At 71.5% G+C, this 14,093-nt stretch carries 18 protein-coding genes; 10 read left to right on the top strand and 8 right to left on the bottom strand.

Features of this window, described 5'->3' with window-relative positions; all coding sequences use genetic code 11:
- Positions 1-21: 21 nt before the first annotated feature.
- Positions 22-516 carry a pyridoxamine 5'-phosphate oxidase family protein gene (locus MA875_RS09345; protein ID WP_248242008.1) on the top strand — a complete coding sequence of 165 codons (495 nt, stop codon included), beginning with the start codon at positions 22-24 and terminating at the stop codon, positions 514-516.
- An 11-nt stretch (positions 517-527) separates the two neighbouring features.
- Entirely contained in the window at positions 528-1,721 is a 1,194-nt protein-coding gene (locus tag MA875_RS09340) for an NAD(P)/FAD-dependent oxidoreductase (RefSeq protein WP_248242127.1), read from the top strand.
- Positions 1,722-1,736: 15 nt separating this feature from the next.
- Here MA875_RS09340 and MA875_RS09335 read toward each other — a convergent pair whose 3' ends face one another.
- Positions 1,737-1,994 (bottom strand): cupin domain-containing protein, encoded by a 258-nt coding sequence (locus MA875_RS09335; RefSeq protein ID WP_248242007.1) that lies wholly within the window; start codon positions 1,992-1,994, stop codon positions 1,737-1,739.
- A 143-nt stretch (positions 1,995-2,137) separates the two neighbouring features.
- Here MA875_RS09335 and MA875_RS09330 point away from each other — a divergent pair, with 143 nt between their 5' ends.
- Positions 2,138-2,452, top strand: coding sequence for a cyclase family protein (locus MA875_RS09330; protein ID WP_308221514.1), 315 nt, complete (start codon positions 2,138-2,140; stop codon positions 2,450-2,452).
- On the opposite strand, the gene MA875_RS09325 is transcribed toward MA875_RS09330, so the two are convergent.
- Positions 2,453-2,854 (bottom strand): glucose-6-phosphate dehydrogenase, encoded by a 402-nt coding sequence (locus tag MA875_RS09325; protein WP_248242005.1) that lies wholly within the window; start codon positions 2,852-2,854, stop codon positions 2,453-2,455.
- A gap of 22 nt (positions 2,855-2,876) precedes the next feature.
- A complete protein-coding gene (locus MA875_RS09320) occupies positions 2,877-3,251 on the bottom strand; it encodes a hypothetical protein (RefSeq protein WP_248242003.1) in 375 nt (124 codons plus the stop codon).
- A gap of 55 nt (positions 3,252-3,306) precedes the next feature.
- On the opposite strand from MA875_RS09320, the gene MA875_RS09315 reads away from it, so the two are divergent.
- The 4 genes from MA875_RS09315 to MA875_RS09300 all read left to right on the top strand — a co-directional run bounded on the left by MA875_RS09315 (position 3,307) and on the right by MA875_RS09300 (position 7,529).
- Positions 3,307-3,822 carry a glycine cleavage system transcriptional repressor gene (locus MA875_RS09315; RefSeq protein ID WP_248242001.1) on the top strand — a complete coding sequence of 172 codons (516 nt, stop codon included), beginning with the start codon at positions 3,307-3,309 and terminating at the stop codon, positions 3,820-3,822.
- 135 nt (positions 3,823-3,957) lie between these two features.
- Entirely contained in the window at positions 3,958-5,073 is a 1,116-nt protein-coding gene (locus tag MA875_RS09310; RefSeq protein WP_248242000.1) for an NADH:flavin oxidoreductase/NADH oxidase, read from the top strand.
- Positions 5,074-5,197: 124 nt separating this feature from the next.
- Positions 5,198-5,785 carry a PadR family transcriptional regulator gene (locus MA875_RS09305; protein WP_248241998.1) on the top strand — a complete coding sequence of 196 codons (588 nt, stop codon included), beginning with the start codon at positions 5,198-5,200 and terminating at the stop codon, positions 5,783-5,785.
- A 37-nt stretch (positions 5,786-5,822) separates the two neighbouring features.
- Positions 5,823-7,529 carry an ABC1 kinase family protein gene (locus tag MA875_RS09300; protein WP_248241995.1) on the top strand — a complete coding sequence of 569 codons (1,707 nt, stop codon included), beginning with the start codon at positions 5,823-5,825 and terminating at the stop codon, positions 7,527-7,529.
- A 3-nt stretch (positions 7,530-7,532) separates the two neighbouring features.
- On the opposite strand, the gene MA875_RS09295 is transcribed toward MA875_RS09300, so the two are convergent.
- The 3 genes from MA875_RS09295 to MA875_RS09285 are packed head-to-tail and all read right to left on the bottom strand — an operon-like array spanning position 7,533 to position 10,236.
- Positions 7,533-8,099: a hypothetical protein gene (locus tag MA875_RS09295; RefSeq protein ID WP_248241994.1), complete on the bottom strand. Its 567-nt coding sequence runs from the start codon at positions 8,097-8,099 to the stop codon at positions 7,533-7,535.
- Positions 8,096-8,449: a hypothetical protein gene (locus MA875_RS09290; protein ID WP_248241993.1), complete on the bottom strand. Its 354-nt coding sequence runs from the start codon at positions 8,447-8,449 to the stop codon at positions 8,096-8,098. The genes MA875_RS09295 and MA875_RS09290 overlap by 4 nt, the downstream gene beginning before the upstream one ends.
- The gene (locus MA875_RS09285; protein ID WP_248241992.1) at positions 8,446-10,236 is read right to left on the bottom strand and encodes a TIGR03767 family metallophosphoesterase; all 1,791 of its coding nucleotides are present in this window, start codon (positions 10,234-10,236) and stop codon (positions 8,446-8,448) included. Before MA875_RS09285 ends, MA875_RS09290 begins: the two co-directional genes overlap by 4 nt.
- A 224-nt stretch (positions 10,237-10,460) precedes the next feature.
- Between MA875_RS09285 and MA875_RS09280 the strand changes: the two genes are divergently transcribed.
- Positions 10,461-11,276, top strand: coding sequence for a cation-transporting ATPase (locus MA875_RS09280; protein WP_248241990.1), 816 nt, complete (start codon positions 10,461-10,463; stop codon positions 11,274-11,276).
- A 53-nt stretch (positions 11,277-11,329) separates the two neighbouring features.
- Positions 11,330-11,638, top strand: coding sequence for a hypothetical protein (locus tag MA875_RS09275; RefSeq protein WP_248241988.1), 309 nt, complete (start codon positions 11,330-11,332; stop codon positions 11,636-11,638).
- 19 nt (positions 11,639-11,657) lie between these two features.
- Here MA875_RS09275 and MA875_RS09270 read toward each other — a convergent pair whose 3' ends face one another.
- Entirely contained in the window at positions 11,658-12,659 is a 1,002-nt protein-coding gene (locus MA875_RS09270) for an aggregation-promoting factor C-terminal-like domain-containing protein (protein ID WP_248241986.1), read from the bottom strand.
- Between the two features lie 199 nt (positions 12,660-12,858).
- Here MA875_RS09270 and MA875_RS09265 point away from each other — a divergent pair, with 199 nt between their 5' ends.
- Entirely contained in the window at positions 12,859-13,611 is a 753-nt protein-coding gene (locus MA875_RS09265) for an NUDIX hydrolase (RefSeq protein ID WP_372492558.1), read from the top strand.
- Here the strand turns inward: MA875_RS09265 and MA875_RS09260 are convergent.
- The gene (locus MA875_RS09260) at positions 13,583-14,083 is read right to left on the bottom strand and encodes a hypothetical protein (RefSeq protein ID WP_248241978.1); all 501 of its coding nucleotides are present in this window, start codon (positions 14,081-14,083) and stop codon (positions 13,583-13,585) included. The genes MA875_RS09265 and MA875_RS09260 overlap by 29 nt on opposite strands.
- Positions 14,084-14,093: the final 10 nt, after the last annotated feature.

Below are 14,093 nucleotides of genomic sequence, written 5' to 3'. Positions count from 1 at the left end.
GACCTCGAGGAAAGGGACGCGATGAACGAGACCGCCACCGACGACCACGATGCGCAGGAGAAGCTTCGCGAGCTGCTGAAGAAGTTCCGCTTCGCCATGGTGACCACGCGCGCGCAGGACGGCTCCCTCCAGGCCCACCCTCTCACCGTGCAGGAGGCGGAATTCGACGGCGACCTCTGGTTCGTCATCGCGCGTCACGCGTCGGCGGTCCGGCACATCCAGGCCGATCCGCGCGTCGGAGTGTCCTTCAGCTCGAATGACGCCTGGCTGTCGCTGACCGGCCGTGCCGAGGTGGTCACCGACGCCGCCAAGCTCGAACAGCTCTGGAATCCTGCGATCGAGGCCTGGTTCCCGCAGGGCCCCGGCGACCCCGAGATCGTCCTCCTGCGCTTCGACGCCGAGGGCGGGGAGTACTGGGACAGCCCCGGCGGACGGGTTGCCACCCTGCTGGCCTTCGTCACGCACAAGGTGACCGGTGAACGCCTCGAAGGTGAGAACGAGAAGTTGGACCTGTGACGCGCGGCACCGTGACCCGGCGCCACCGGGTGGTGGTGATCGGGGGTGGGAACGGGGGTCTCTCCGTCGCCGGCCGCCTCGCCCGGCGCGGGGTCGGCGACATCGCCGTGATCGAGCCGCGGACCGAGCACGTCTACAAACCTCTCCTCTCGCATGTCGCCGGGGGGACGGCGCGCCTGCGGGAGACCGTCCGTCCGCAGGGGGCGGTGACCCCGCGCGGCGTCGTCTGGATCCAGGATGCCGCGGACGACATCGACCCCGAGCACTCGACGGTCACCCTCGCGGGCGGTGACGTCGTCGGATACGACCACCTCATCGTCAGCGCCGGAGTCCAGCACGACTGGACCGACGTGCCGGGTCTGTACGCTGCCCTGACCACACCGGGTGTGGTGTCGAACTACGAACCCGAGCTGGCGCACAAAGCGAGCCTCGCCCTGCGCGATCTTCGGCGCGGCACCGCCGTGTTCGTCCAGCCGCCCGGTCCCGCCTCCTGCGCGGGCGCGGGCCAGAAGCCGATGTACCAGGCGTGCGACTACTGGCTCCGCACCGGCGTGCTCGACAGCATCCGCGTCATCCTCGTCCTTCCCACCCCCACGATGTTCGGCATCCCCGAGATCGACGCGGAGCTGGAGCGGGTGGTCGCGCGCTACGGCATCGAGGTGCGCACCTCGACCGAGCTGGCGATCGTCGACGCAGACGCCCATCAGGTGACCCTTCAGTCGCACGGCGCGCGCGAGAGCGTCGAGTACGACGTCCTCTGCGTCGAGCCCTCGCAGTCCGCTCCCGATTGGCTCAAGGCCACGCCGCTGTCGGCGGACTCGGATCCGGGCGGGTTCGTCGCCGTCGACGCCGAGACCCTCCGCCACCCGCGGTGGCCGAACATCTGGAGTCTGGGGGATGCCGCGGACACGACGAATTCGAAGTCGGGCGGAGCACTGCGCAAGCAGAGCTACGTCCTGGCGAAGAACCTCGCCGCGGTGCTCGCGGGGCGCAGGCCCGCGGCCCGGTACGACGGATACTCGGTGTGCCCGTTCACGGTCTCGCGGTCCACGGTCGTCTTCGCCGAGTTCGATGATCGCGGGGCACTGAAGCCGACGATCCCGTTCTGGCGATCGATGTATCGCGAGAACCGGCTGTCGTGGATCTTCGATCGCCGCATCCTCCCGTGGCTGTACTGGCACGCCATCCTGCCGGGCCGGCTCTGAGCCACGGCGATCACCTCACGCCGACCCGCTCCAGGGGGCGGGAACGATCACCCAGAGCACGACCGCGGGGGAGCCGCCCTCGACCTCCCAGGTGTGGGGCTCGCGACCGGGGAAGGTCAGGGCGTCACCGGGGGAGAGCGACACCGTTCGGTCGGCGAAGCGCACCGCCACCCGGCCTGAGACGAGGTGCAAGACCTCCACATCGCCGTTGATGGTGTAGAGCTCGCGACCGCCGTGGGCGTCGGCGGCGAGCTCCGAACGCAGCAGCTGCACGCGCTGCTCGGAGCGGGGCGAGAGGAGTCGGTCGTCGACGTGGACGCCGCCGAGGTTGATGCGGGGGGCCTCGTCCCAAGGGCGAGACCTACGGATGGCGCGACCTCGATCCGCGGGGAGCGCCGCCCGTCGCCCTTCCGCCCATCGCTCTCATCAGCACCGGCTGGGACGCCTTCTTCACCGATGAGAGCCGGCGCACGCGGCATCCCGTGCTCGATCCCGCTGCCGCACGCGTGCTCATCGACCGGGGCGTCCATGTCCTCGCCGTCGACACGATGAGCCCCGACCCCACCGGGGGCGGGGACTTCCCCGTGCACGAGGTGGTCCTCGGTTCCGACCACCTCATCGTCGAGAACCTCTGCGGGGTGGGGTCGCTGCCCGACCGGGTGCGCGTGGGGTTCTTTCCCCTGAAGATCTCGGGTGACGGCGCCCCGGTGCGCGCCGTCGCCTTCACCTGATCAGGCGATCCGTTCGCCGCACATCCCGCAGACGCCCGTCGCCGAGACCTCGATGAAGCAGTCGGGACACACCGGGCGCGGCTTGTCCTCGACGACGCGGCGCTGCGGCGCGGCGCGCTCGCGCGGAGAGCGCTCGGTGCGTGCCCTGCGTGCTGGCGCCGGTGCGGCAGGTGCGGGCGGTGCCGCGGCGGGGACGTGCGCGGCGCAGTAGAAGCGCACGAATCCGGAGTGATGATTCGGATGACGGTGCTTGACGGCGAAGAGCGCGTCGCGCTCCCACGCAGCGACGTCGGCCGGGCACCCCGAACAGCGGGCCGGATCACCGGGGGCGACATCGGCGGCGGGGACCGGGGTCTCGAAGGGCAGGGCGTCGCGCCAGTCCGCAGAGGATGCGACTCTCATTTCGGCGGGCCTTTCCGAGGTGTCACCGGCTGTCCGGATCCATCGTAGGCGTCGGCCCGTCGTCCCCGCCCTCGGGGAAAGCCGGCGTCAGTGACCATCCGGTGACGGGTCGGAGGACGTCTCGCAACGCGAGAGCCTCCTTCCGGGCCGCAGCCGCTCCGCCCACGGCGTGGACGTCGATCGCCAGCGGCGGCGGCTCTCCGAACTTCGGGATCTCGATCTCGATCCACACGCCCTCCCGCAGGGGGATCCGAGGCCGCGCGGTGCCGCTGCCGAGCACCGTGCTGCCGGTGGCGCGCGCGATGATCGCCAGGGCAGCGGGCTTATCCACGGCGTCGGCGGCCACGAGGGTCGCGACGGCCGCGTCAGGGGTCGACGCGTTGGGCGAGGGGGACATGGGTCCAGTCAACCAGCCCGGGCGCGGAGATGGCCCGCCGTCGTACCCTGAATCCATGGCGACCCTGGTGCTCACCCTCGTCGGAACCGACCGTGCCGGCCTCGTGGCCGCCGTGGCCGAGGTGATCGACGCTCACGGCGGCAACTGGGAGCACAGCGAGCTGGCAGAGCTCGCCGGCGCTTTCGCCGGCGTGGTACAGGTGTCGGCGCCCGACGAGCGTCTGGACGCTCTGCGGGCCGCCCTCGACGACGTTCCCGGACTCGTCACCGTCAGTCTTCCCGGGGAGGGGAGCGGGACGGCCGCTGACACCCCGGCGCGCCGGCTGTCGTTGACCGTGCTGGGCAACGACCACCCGGGGATCGTCCACGAGATCTCCGCCGCGCTCGGCGCCCACGGGGTGAGCATCGATCGGATGCGGACCGAGACCCGGGATGCAGCGATGGCCGTTGGCCGCCTGTTCGAAGCGACGGTGTCGGCCGTCGTACCGCCGACCGTCGAGGTCGCTGCCGTCATCGCCGATCTCGAACGGATCGCCGCCGAGCTGCAGGTCGACGTCACCGCGCGCGACTGAACCCATCGTCGCTGGGCGCGACGGAGCCCGTCACCGCGCGCGACCAAGCCGGTCACCGCCCAACGCGGAGCGCATCGTCGGGCGTCGGGAATGCCGTGCCGCTGCCGCGGCGTTGCGATCACTGGAGGTACGCCCGTGACATCCCCCCTGTTCACCCCGCTCACCGTGCGCGGCATCACGCTGGCCAACCGGATCGTGATGGCGCCGATGTGCCAGTACTCGGCCGCACCGGACGGCCCCGACGTGGGCGCACCCAACGACTGGCATGTGCAGCACTACGGCTCCCGCGCCCTCGGACGCCCCGGTCTCATCATCGTCGAGGCCACCGGCGTCAGCGCCGAGGGACGCATCTCGGCCTACGACCTCGGTATCTGGAACGACACCCAGGTGGCCGCGCATCGACGCCTGACCCGGTTCTTCCGCGAGAACGGCGTGGCCGCCGGCATCCAACTGGCCCACGCCGGGAGGAAGGCGAGCTCGCCCCGACCGTTCGAGGGTCCGTTCGGCAGCGATACGCCGCCCGCCGACTGGCAGCCGCTCGCGCCTAGCGCCCTCGCGTTCGCGCCGGACAAGCAGGTGCCCGAGGCGCTGGACCGCGACGGGATCGGCGAGGTCGTCGCACAGTTCGCCGCCGCTGCGCGCCGGGCGCGCGAGGCCGGGTACGAGGTGATCGAGATCCACGCCGCCCACGGCTACCTGCTGCACGAATTCCTCTCACCCGTCTCGAACACCCGCACCGACGAATACGGGGGCTCGTTCGAGAACCGGGCACGGCTGCTTGAAGAGGTAACCGATGCCGTCCGCCGCACGGTCGGAGACCAGACACCCGTTTTCGTGAGGATCTCGGCGACCGACTGGGTCGAGCCGGCGGGCTGGACCGCCGATGACAGTGTGCGTCTGGCCGCACGGCTCCGCGACCGAGGGGTGGACGTCGTCCACGTCTCGACGGGAGGTAACGTCGCCGACGCCCGCATCCCGGTCGGGCCGGGGTACCAGGTGCCGTTCGCCCGCCGCGTGCGGCAGGAGGCCGAGGTGCTCACCGCTGCCGTCGGTCTCATCCGCGAACCTCGACAGGCCGAAGAGATCCTGGATGCCGGCGATGCCGACCTGATCGCGCTCGCGCGGGAGTTCCTCCTCGATCCGCTGTGGCCGGTCACGGCGGCGCGTCGGCTCGGGGAGGAATGGTCGCTCGCCCCGCAGTACGAGCGGGCCGAGATCCTCGCCCGGCGAGACGAGCGCTCCAGAGTGTGAGCCTCACGGCCCGCGGGACACCGCACGCCTGCGAATTCGCTCTATACCGACCCCGAACGATGCATAACGACATATCGTTGACTATCGCTCGGCGTCGCGTCCGCGACGGGGCGGGGAGGTCATGATGAGCAACTCATTCTTCACAGACGCATTCTCGGGTCGCGGCGGTTCGGCCTCGGGCTGGCCGATGTCCAACATCGCGGAGGCGATGGAACAGTTGCGCTCGGCGTTCGAGAAGGGCGTTGGGAGCGGCGGCTCCGCGCCCCGCATGAATCGAGGAGACGTGCGCACCGCCGTCCTCACACTTCTGCTCGAGCGCCCCATGCACGGGTACCAGATCATCCAGCTCATCGAGGAGCGCAGCGGGGGCAGCTGGAAGCCCAGCGCCGGCTCGGTCTACCCCACGCTCCAGCTCCTCGCCGACGAGGGCCTGATCGAGGCGACTGAAGCGGACGGGCGCAAGACCTACAGCCTGACCGAGGGCGGGATCGCCGAAGCCGAGGCCGCGGCCGAGCGCGGCGCGCCGTGGGAGTCGAGCGGATCCTCGCACCGCGAGTCGCCGCGGATGACAGCCCTCCCCAAGGCGGGCCTCGACCTCGCACAGGCTGCCGCGCAGGTCGCGCGCACCGGCTCGTCGGCGCAGGTGGAAGAGGCTGTGGCCGTCCTCGAGGACGCGCGCCGTAGGCTCTACTCCATCCTCGCCCAGAGCTGATTCGACGCCACTCGTGCGTCGGCGTCCAGGAGAATCGATGACCGACGCCCGACGGATGCGCGCCCGCTACCGCCGCATCACCCGCTTCGCGCTGCGCGTCATGCTGCAGACGTGGTGGTGGGAGCTGTTCCTGCCGCGGTTCGGTCTGAGCGCTCTTGTGGCGCGCGGGCGCGCCCGTCGGATGCGACGCATCGCCCAGCGGTTCCACGTGCTCGCCGTCGACCTCGGGGGGCTGATGATCAAGGTGGGCCAGTTCCTGTCGTCCCGGCTCGACATCCTCCCGCCCGAGATCACGAAGGAGCTCGAGGGCCTCCAGGACGAAGTGCCCCCGGTCGCGTTCGCCCGGATCCGCACGCTCGCCGAGACCGAGCTGGGGGTGCCGCTGGAGCGGGCGTTCTCCTTCATCGACCCCGAGCCGGTCGCCGCGGCCTCCCTCGGCCAGGCGCACCGCGCTCGTCTGTCGACCGCCGATGCCGCTCTCGCCGGGTTCACCGACGTCGTCGTCAAGGTGCAGCGTCCGGGTATCGATCAGATCGTCGACGTCGACCTGCGCGCGCTGCGGAAGGTCGGCGTCTGGCTCAGCAGAGTCTCGCTGGTCTCGCGGCGCGTGGACATGCCCGCCCTCGTGGAGGAGTTCGCCGAGACCTCGCTGCAGGAGATCGACTATCTCCAGGAGGGCGCGAACGGCGAGCGGTTCGCCCGCGATTTCGCCGACGATCCCCGCGTGAGCACGCCGTCGGTGGTCTGGGAGCGGTCCACGCGGCGGGTGCTGACCCTCCAGGACGTCACCGCGATCAAAATCAACGATCGGGACGCCCTCGTGGCCGCGGGGATCGATCCGGACGAGGTGGCCCTGGCGTTCGCCTCGGTGATGTTCCAGCAGCTGTTCGGCAACGGCTACTTCCACGCCGATCCGCACCCGGGGAACATCTTCGTCACCCCCTCAGCCGGCGAACGGGACGAGACGGCCGAGGCCACGCCTCCTTGGACACTCACCTTCATCGACTTCGGGATGATGGGCCAGGTTCCCGATTCGCTCCGGGCGGGGCTGCGCCGCCTCGTCATCGCCGTCGCCGCCCGGGACGGCGTGGGGCTTGTCGACAGCATCCGCGAGGTGGGCGTGCTGCTCCCCTCCGCCGACACCGCCGAGCTCGAGCGCGCGATGACGCAGCTGTTCGCGCGGTTCGGCGGAATGGGATTCGCCGAGCTCGCCGAGGTCGACCCCCGTGAGTTCCGCGACTTCGCCATCGAATTCGGCGATCTCGTCCGGGCGCTGCCCTTCCAGCTCCCGGAGAACTTCCTCCTGGTGATCCGGGCGATGTCGTTGACGTCGGGTGTCTCGAGCGCGCTGAACCCCGCCTTCAACATCTGGGAGGCCGTCGAGCCCTACGCCGCCACCCTGCTGCGCGAGGAGCGCGGCAACGTCGTGCAGGCCGTCACCCGTCAGGCGGTCGACACCGTCGGGCTCCTCGCGCGCCTCCCGCGCCGCATCGACAAGCTCGCCACGCGCATGGAGGAGGGCCGCCTCGCCGTGGATGTGCCGCGGGTGGATCGACGGCTCGCGCGGCTGGAGCGCCTGGGTCGTCGCATCCTCTCGGCGGTGCTGTTCGGTGCCCTCCTCATCGGTGGAATCCTGCTGCGTCCCGACGACCCGGTGCTCGGCACCGTCCTCCTCATCGCCGCGGTGCCGCCGCTGCTGCACGCGCTCCTGGCGGGCGTGCTGGGCTCCCGCGGTCCCGTCTGAGCCTCAGACCCGCTGCAGACGCGAGGCGGCACCGAGCAGCACGGCGCCGGCCGTGCCGAAGGCGACCCACATCACCGCGCCCCCGACGAATCCAGTCAGGAACAGACCGGCCGCGGCCGCCCCGACGGCCAGCAGGGCGACGGCGATGAGCGCCCCGAGTGCCAGGACGACGGCGCGCCAGGGGTGGCGCCGGATGGTGCGCGCCGCCTCCGAGACGGTTCGCCGGCCCGCGACGGCGGCGGGGAGGACGAACAGCGCCGCCAGGCCCACCACGACGGCCGCGAGCGGTGCGAGGACGAGGAGCACCCCGGCGAGAAGGACGACGATCGCCGACCACATCGCGAGAGGGGCGAGGCGAACGGATGCCGCGGGCCGGCCGAGGGCGGAGGTCGCCCACACCAGGGCGGTGACCTGCACCCACAGCGTCACGACCGACGCGGTTGCGGCGAGGAGAAAGGTCGTCGGCGCCGCGCGTCCGAGGCCCGGGACGGCGGTCGCCGCCTGCAGCACCGCGCCGAGCATGATCGCGGCGGCCAGGACCAGCAGCGGAAGGGTGCGGTGTGGTGTCATCCGCTCGATCCCCTCTCGAGCACCTCGATGAGGGAGCCGTCGTACACGACCTCGTCGCCGACCCGGACGACGAGGTCGTCGGGTGATGCGGCGGTCGAGACCGCGTCGACCGCCTGCTGATCCCGGGTCGTGCCCTCGCAGGTGACCGTCGCCTCGTCGGAGCCGACGGTGCAGACCGGTGCGATGAGAATGCCGATCTCCTGCTCGATGAGGATGTCGTTGACGGCGTACCGGACCTCTGCGAGTCTGTCGCCGCCGACCGGTGCGATGGCGGCGATCTGGGAGCAGCCCGCGACGGCGAGGGTGAGGATCAGGGCGACGAGTGTCACCGGGACGACGCGACGGGTCATGAGGCGGTCCGCCGCTCATGGGCTGCGATCCGAGCGCGCTCCGTCATCCGCTGGGCCTCCAGCGAGGCATCGGTGATCGTCTCGAGGTCGAAGGGGGCGGGCAGGAGCAGCTCGGTGTTGCGGTCGAGCGCAGACCCACGGCGCATGATCGGGGTCTCCGCCCAGTCGTTCGCCGCGAGTTCGCGGGCACGAGAGGCGAGATCCCCCGTGCGGCCGGGGGCTCCGGGCGAGACCGGCGAGGCGTGATCGAGCACGGTGGTGAACAGCGACAGGGTGCCGTCGCGGTTGTCGACGATCTCGACGACCTGCTGCTGCTGCGGGAAGTCGATGCACGAGGCCGTCGTGATCTCCCAGAAGCCCCGGTCGCCCGAACTGTGGGCGAGGATCTGGTTGAGGTGCGTGTGCCCGTTCAGCCACGCGACGGCGACGGGGAACTGGAGGAGGAGGTCGACCACCTCCGCGCCGTGACGGAGGACCTGGTCATCGCCGGGGCGTTGAGCGGTGTTCTCCATCGTCAGGCTGTTGTGGTGACTCAGGATGAGGACGAGTCGCTGCTCACGCTGAGCCTGCTCCAGTTCGGCGCGCAGCCACCGGAACTGCACGTCGGGAAGCGCGCCGTCGGGCCCTGCGACGGCATTGCAGGTGTCCAACCCCAGCGCCCGCACGTGCGGGCTGAGGTCTGCGCGCCACCACGTCTCTCCCGTGTCGAGGTTCCGGCGTGTGAAGCCGTGCCCGATCGGCCCCGGATCGGGCTGCGTCTGGAAGTGCTCCGTCATGAACTCGCGGGTCTCGTAGATCCGGCGGTCGGGGTTGGCCGTGACCGCGCGGAACCCGGGTCGTCCCCAGGCGAGGTTGAGGGCGTCCAGGCCCTGTTGCATCGCGCTTCCGCTCGAGGCCCAGCCACGGAGGAAGGCCTCCGCCGTCGCCTCCAGGGTGTACGACTTCCGCCCGCCGACGGCGAGGGCGTGCAGCGACGGGCTCAGCTCGAAGGTTCCGAGCAGGAGGGTGTCGTGGTTGCCGTACACGGCGTACCAGGGTGCGGGCAGGCCGGTGGAGCGGATCTCTGCGGCGATCGCCTCGTCGAGCATGTCGGGCAAAGCGGGGAATCCGTAGTCGCCGAACGACCCGCCCGTGGGGTCGGCGGGGCGGTAGGCCCAGGTGGCTTCGGGCCAGGCCTGCACGCCCTGGTAGGTCGCGCCGGCGGTGGCGGGGTCGATGCCGACCCCGTCCATCAGATCGATGTACCAGCGCAGCTCCAGGTGCGAGTGCATGTCGGCGCTGTCCCCGGTGACGAAGGCGGCCCCCATGGGCGCACCGCTGAGCGGGCTGAACCGCGCGTCGTGGAACGCGCCCACCATCGCCGCCACGGTGTGCGGGCTCAGCGGGTCGTGCGGATGGAACGCCGACCCCCACGCGGCGTGGTCCTGGACGATCATCGGCTCGATCCTGCCCGGGGACTGCGCGTCGATGACGTGGAGGTCGGAGAGGTGGCCGAGGTACAGCAGAGATCGTCGCCGGGAGGTCCGGGACGGGTCGGGATCGCGCCCCAGCACGTCGACCCGGGGAAGGTACGGCTCGCCGGGCCCGGCGATGAGCCGTCGATAGCGTCCCTGCACGGTGGGCCCGTAGAGGATCGTCTGCAGCAGTGTGGAGGGGATGTCGGCGGTGATCGGCGCTGCCGTCGAGCTCCTGGCGAGGAGGCGGCCGAGATCATCCGGGTCGAGCGACAGCGCAGCGGCCAGCGCGGTGGTGCGCGCGAGGAACTGTCGACGCGTGAGCGAGCGCATCGTGCCCCTTCGGTCAGGGGGGATCGGGTGACGCCATCATGCCAGGAACGGCGGCCGTGCGCGGACCTGCTTCAAGCGAATCCATAGGTCTGCGTCGCTAGCGTGGGCCAGGCAAGGGGAGTACTCCCGATTGCGGTGGACCCGTCAGTACGAACGCCACGCGGCGTTCCGGCCCACCGGCCCCGCGAGGGTGGAGGAGACCTTGACGTTCAGAAGGGATCGTCATGAGCAGACTCTCCAAACTCATCGGGATGGCAGCCAAAGCGCTGGACAATCAGGGCGGCGCTGCAGGGAGCTCGTCGTCACCGAACTGGCAGGGCCTGGTGCGCAGTGCCGCCGACGCGCTGACCGGTGACGCTCGCTCCGCCTCGGCGGGGACGCCCGGTGTGCCGCCTGCCGCCGGCGCGGCGCCGATGAACCGGCGCCCGTCCACGACGCCGCCGCCGGCGGGGGCGACGGGCGCGCGCCCGAGTGAGGCCGATCGGGCGGCGATCGCCCGGTACGACTACCTGATGCAGACCGCCGACCCCCACCAGGTCGAGCAGATCCACCGCGAGGCGTTCTCACGTCTCACCCCGCAGCAGCGTCAGCAGATCGAGTCGCGCATGCGGACCGAGTTCCCGCCGGCGGAGCGTCCGCGATCGGCGGCTCCCGACGACCTCGCCCGAGCGGCGGGGCGCGCGGAGGCGCTGCGTCCCGGCCGGATGCGCGGGCTCCTCGGCCGCCTCGGCGGCGGGGCGGCCATGGTCGGGGCAGGAGGCCTCGCCGTCGGAGTCCTCGGCTCGGTGGCCGCCGCCGCGGTGGTCAGCTCGGTGGCCGCACCGCTTCTCGAGCAGGCGGCGGGCTTCGGTGTCGACTTCGACGCCCTTGCGGACGGCGTCGATCTGAGCGGCGTCGCCGAGGGCGTCGACGTCTCCGGATTCGCCGAAGGCGCCGAGGGGCTCGTCGGCGGCGCGGGCGACGCGGTGTCGGGTCTCGGCGACCAGGTCTCGAATCTGGGCGACTCCTTCGGCGCGCTGGGCGACCTGTTCGGACGCTGAATCACGCGATCGGGACCGCGGTTTCGGCCTTCCCGCCATCCGGGTCTGCGACCATGGAGGTCGTGCACGTGGTCTCGCTCGTGGTGAATCTCCCGATCGCGAAACCCGACGCGCTCGCCGTCATCGCGCTCGTGTCCGATGGCGAAGTGCTCGACGCCGGGTCGGCTGACCCGCGGGTGTGGGTGAGCCCTCGGTCGTGGGCGATGGTCGATCTGCCGCGCTTCGCCGAGCCGCCGCCGTTCGCCGTGGATGTGTGCTCGAACGACGCGGGCGCCGCGAGGGAGGACGCCCGGCTGCTGGCCGCCGCGCTGGAACGCGTCGGCTGGCGGATCGAACCTTTCGGTGATCCGCCAGCCGGATGAGTTCCGCCGCGCGTGTGGGTCAGTACCAGCCGACCGACTGCGAGTGGTTCCACGCGCCGCACGGGGTGCCGTAGCGACCCGAGATGTAGCCGAGGCCCCACGAGATCTGCGTCGCGGCGTTGGTCTGCCAGTCCGCACCGGCCGAGGCCATCTTGTTGCCGGGGAGGGCCTGGGGGATGCCGAAAGCACCGCTCGAGCGGTTGTAGGCCTGGTAGTTCCAGCCCGATTCCTTGTTCCACAGCGACACCAGGCACGAGAACTGATCGTCGCCCCACCCGTAGTTTCCGAGCATGGCGCGGGCGGTCGCCTGAGCGCCCGCGGGGCTGTTGTCGCCACCGGTGCTGCCGCCGGTGGGGATGAAGCCGCCGCCCCCGCCGCCAGCGGTGCTGGTGGAGGTGTTCCGGGCCGCAGCGGCGGCCTCGGCGGCGGCTGCGGCCGCGGCCTCCGCCTCCAGGCGCGCCTTCTCGGCGGCCTCCTCCTCGGCCTTCTTCGCGAGGGCTCCGTCGAGGCTGCCGCGCAGCTGACTCACCCGCTGATCGACCGTCGCCACGGCGTCGGTGACATCCTCGGCGAGGTCGGGGAGGAAAGCGGCGGGAAGGACGTCGGCGGACTCCAGGCGCGCCAGCGCCGCCTCGAGCTCCGCGGTGTCGACCGTGGGGTCGGCTTCTCCGATGTCGAGGGCGGCGGCCTGGATGTCGGCTTCGATCGTGTCCGCCGCGGCGAGGGCCTGGCCGGCCGCGTCGGTCGCGATGGCGTCGACCGGGTCGGTCTGACTCGCCGACTCCGCTGCCGCGTCGGCGGCCAGGGGGGAGACCGAGGCTGTCGTGTAGGACGCGAGCGTCACCGGTCCGAAGGCCGTTGTCGACGATGCCGCCGCAGTCGGTGCGGTCGCGGTGATGCCGACGGCGGCGAGGACCGACAAGCTCAGGCCGGCGACGACGAGAGCGGGCCTCCGGCGTGAGCGCCGGTCGGCGGCGCGACGGGTGCGGCGGGCGGATGTGGTCGTCGTGGTGGAGCGCATGAAGTACCGGTTTCGTGTCGGGGGAAGCGTCTTCGGGTGACGCGGCACGCGCCCGGGCGGGGCACAAGTCCCCGAGTCTGGTGCCTGAGTCTGGACGCTACCCGTGCGTTACCTGAACGTGATGTTGCATCCGTGCGAGCGGAAAAGTCCTGATGGCGGGCAGCGGAGCGGATGGCGGGGCGCCGCGTACGCTGTCAGGGTGACTCCAGCTCCGGCGGCGGATGCCGCGCGACAGGCGCTCCGCGAGCTCGTGCGCGCCGCGGCGGATGACCCTCGCGGGGGTCTCGGCGACCGGGTGGCGAACCTCGCCGACGTCTCCGACGCCAGGGATGCCGCGGTGCTCATCCTCTTCGGCGTGCTCGACGCTGAGCCCAGTGCCGAGGGCACCGCGACGGGTGCGGTCTCCCGCGACCTCGACGTCCTCCTGCTTGCCCGGGCGCTGACGCTGCGCTCGCATCCGGGGCAGGTCGCCTTCCCCGGCGGACGCGTGGACGACGACGATGAGGGACCCGTGGCGGCGGCGCTGCGGGAGGCGCAGGAGGAGACTGGACTCGATCCCGACGGGGTGGAGGTGCTCGGCACCCTCGGGCCGATCCCGCTGGAGTACTCCCGTCATCTCGTGACCCCGGTCATCGGCTGGTGGCGTCGGCCGTCTCCGGTGCGCGTGGTCGATGAGGCGGAGTCCGCCGACGTGTTCCGCGCCCCGGTCGCCGACCTGCTCGATCCCGCCAATCGCGGCGTCACGGTGATCCGTCGAGACGGTCGCGAATGGCGTGGTCCCGGCTTCCTCGTGCGCGACGGCGCGCGCGAGCACCTGGTCTGGGGCTTCACCGGGATGCTGCTGGACGGGTTGTTCGACAGTGTCGGATGGACCCGCCCCTGGGACGCGTCGCGGGAGCTCCCTCTCGTGCTGCCCGAGGGGGCTAGCCGCCCATCTCCGGCAGCGGGGTGATCACCGCCAGCGAGCCGGCCTCCTGGCAGGCCGCCGTCGCCGCGTTGATGGCGTCGATGTAGCCCTGATTGGCGCCGGACGGATCGGCGGCCGCCTGCACCTGCACGTCGTAGATGAACGGGGTGATGGCGGTGTCGTAGGTGGGCATGTAGACCCACGCGTCCTGAAGCGCGGCCAGGCGTGAGACGTACTCGACCTCGTCGAGCCGCCCGGTCTGGTATTCGAAGTTCGTGCGGATCGCCACGCCGCTGAGGGCGCTGATCTGACCGCACTCCCACGCCAGGACCGGGTCGGGGCCGGTCGGGGTGGGTGCCACGGGCGCCGTCGGCGTGGGGGTGGGTGTCTCACCGTCCGCGACGATCCGCTCGACGATCCCGCAGCCCGACAGCGCGACGCTGACCGCGAGTGCGGCTCCCACGGCGCCCGCCACCCGGATGACGCGTGCCGGCGTCCGTTCGTGAAGCGCTCCCATCGCGGCATCC

The sequence above is a fragment of the Microbacterium kunmingense genome, assembly GCF_023155745.1.
Classification (GTDB): Bacteria; Actinomycetota; Actinomycetes; order Actinomycetales; family Microbacteriaceae; genus Microbacterium; species Microbacterium kunmingense.
This window is presented reverse-complemented; position numbering and strand designations above follow the sequence as displayed.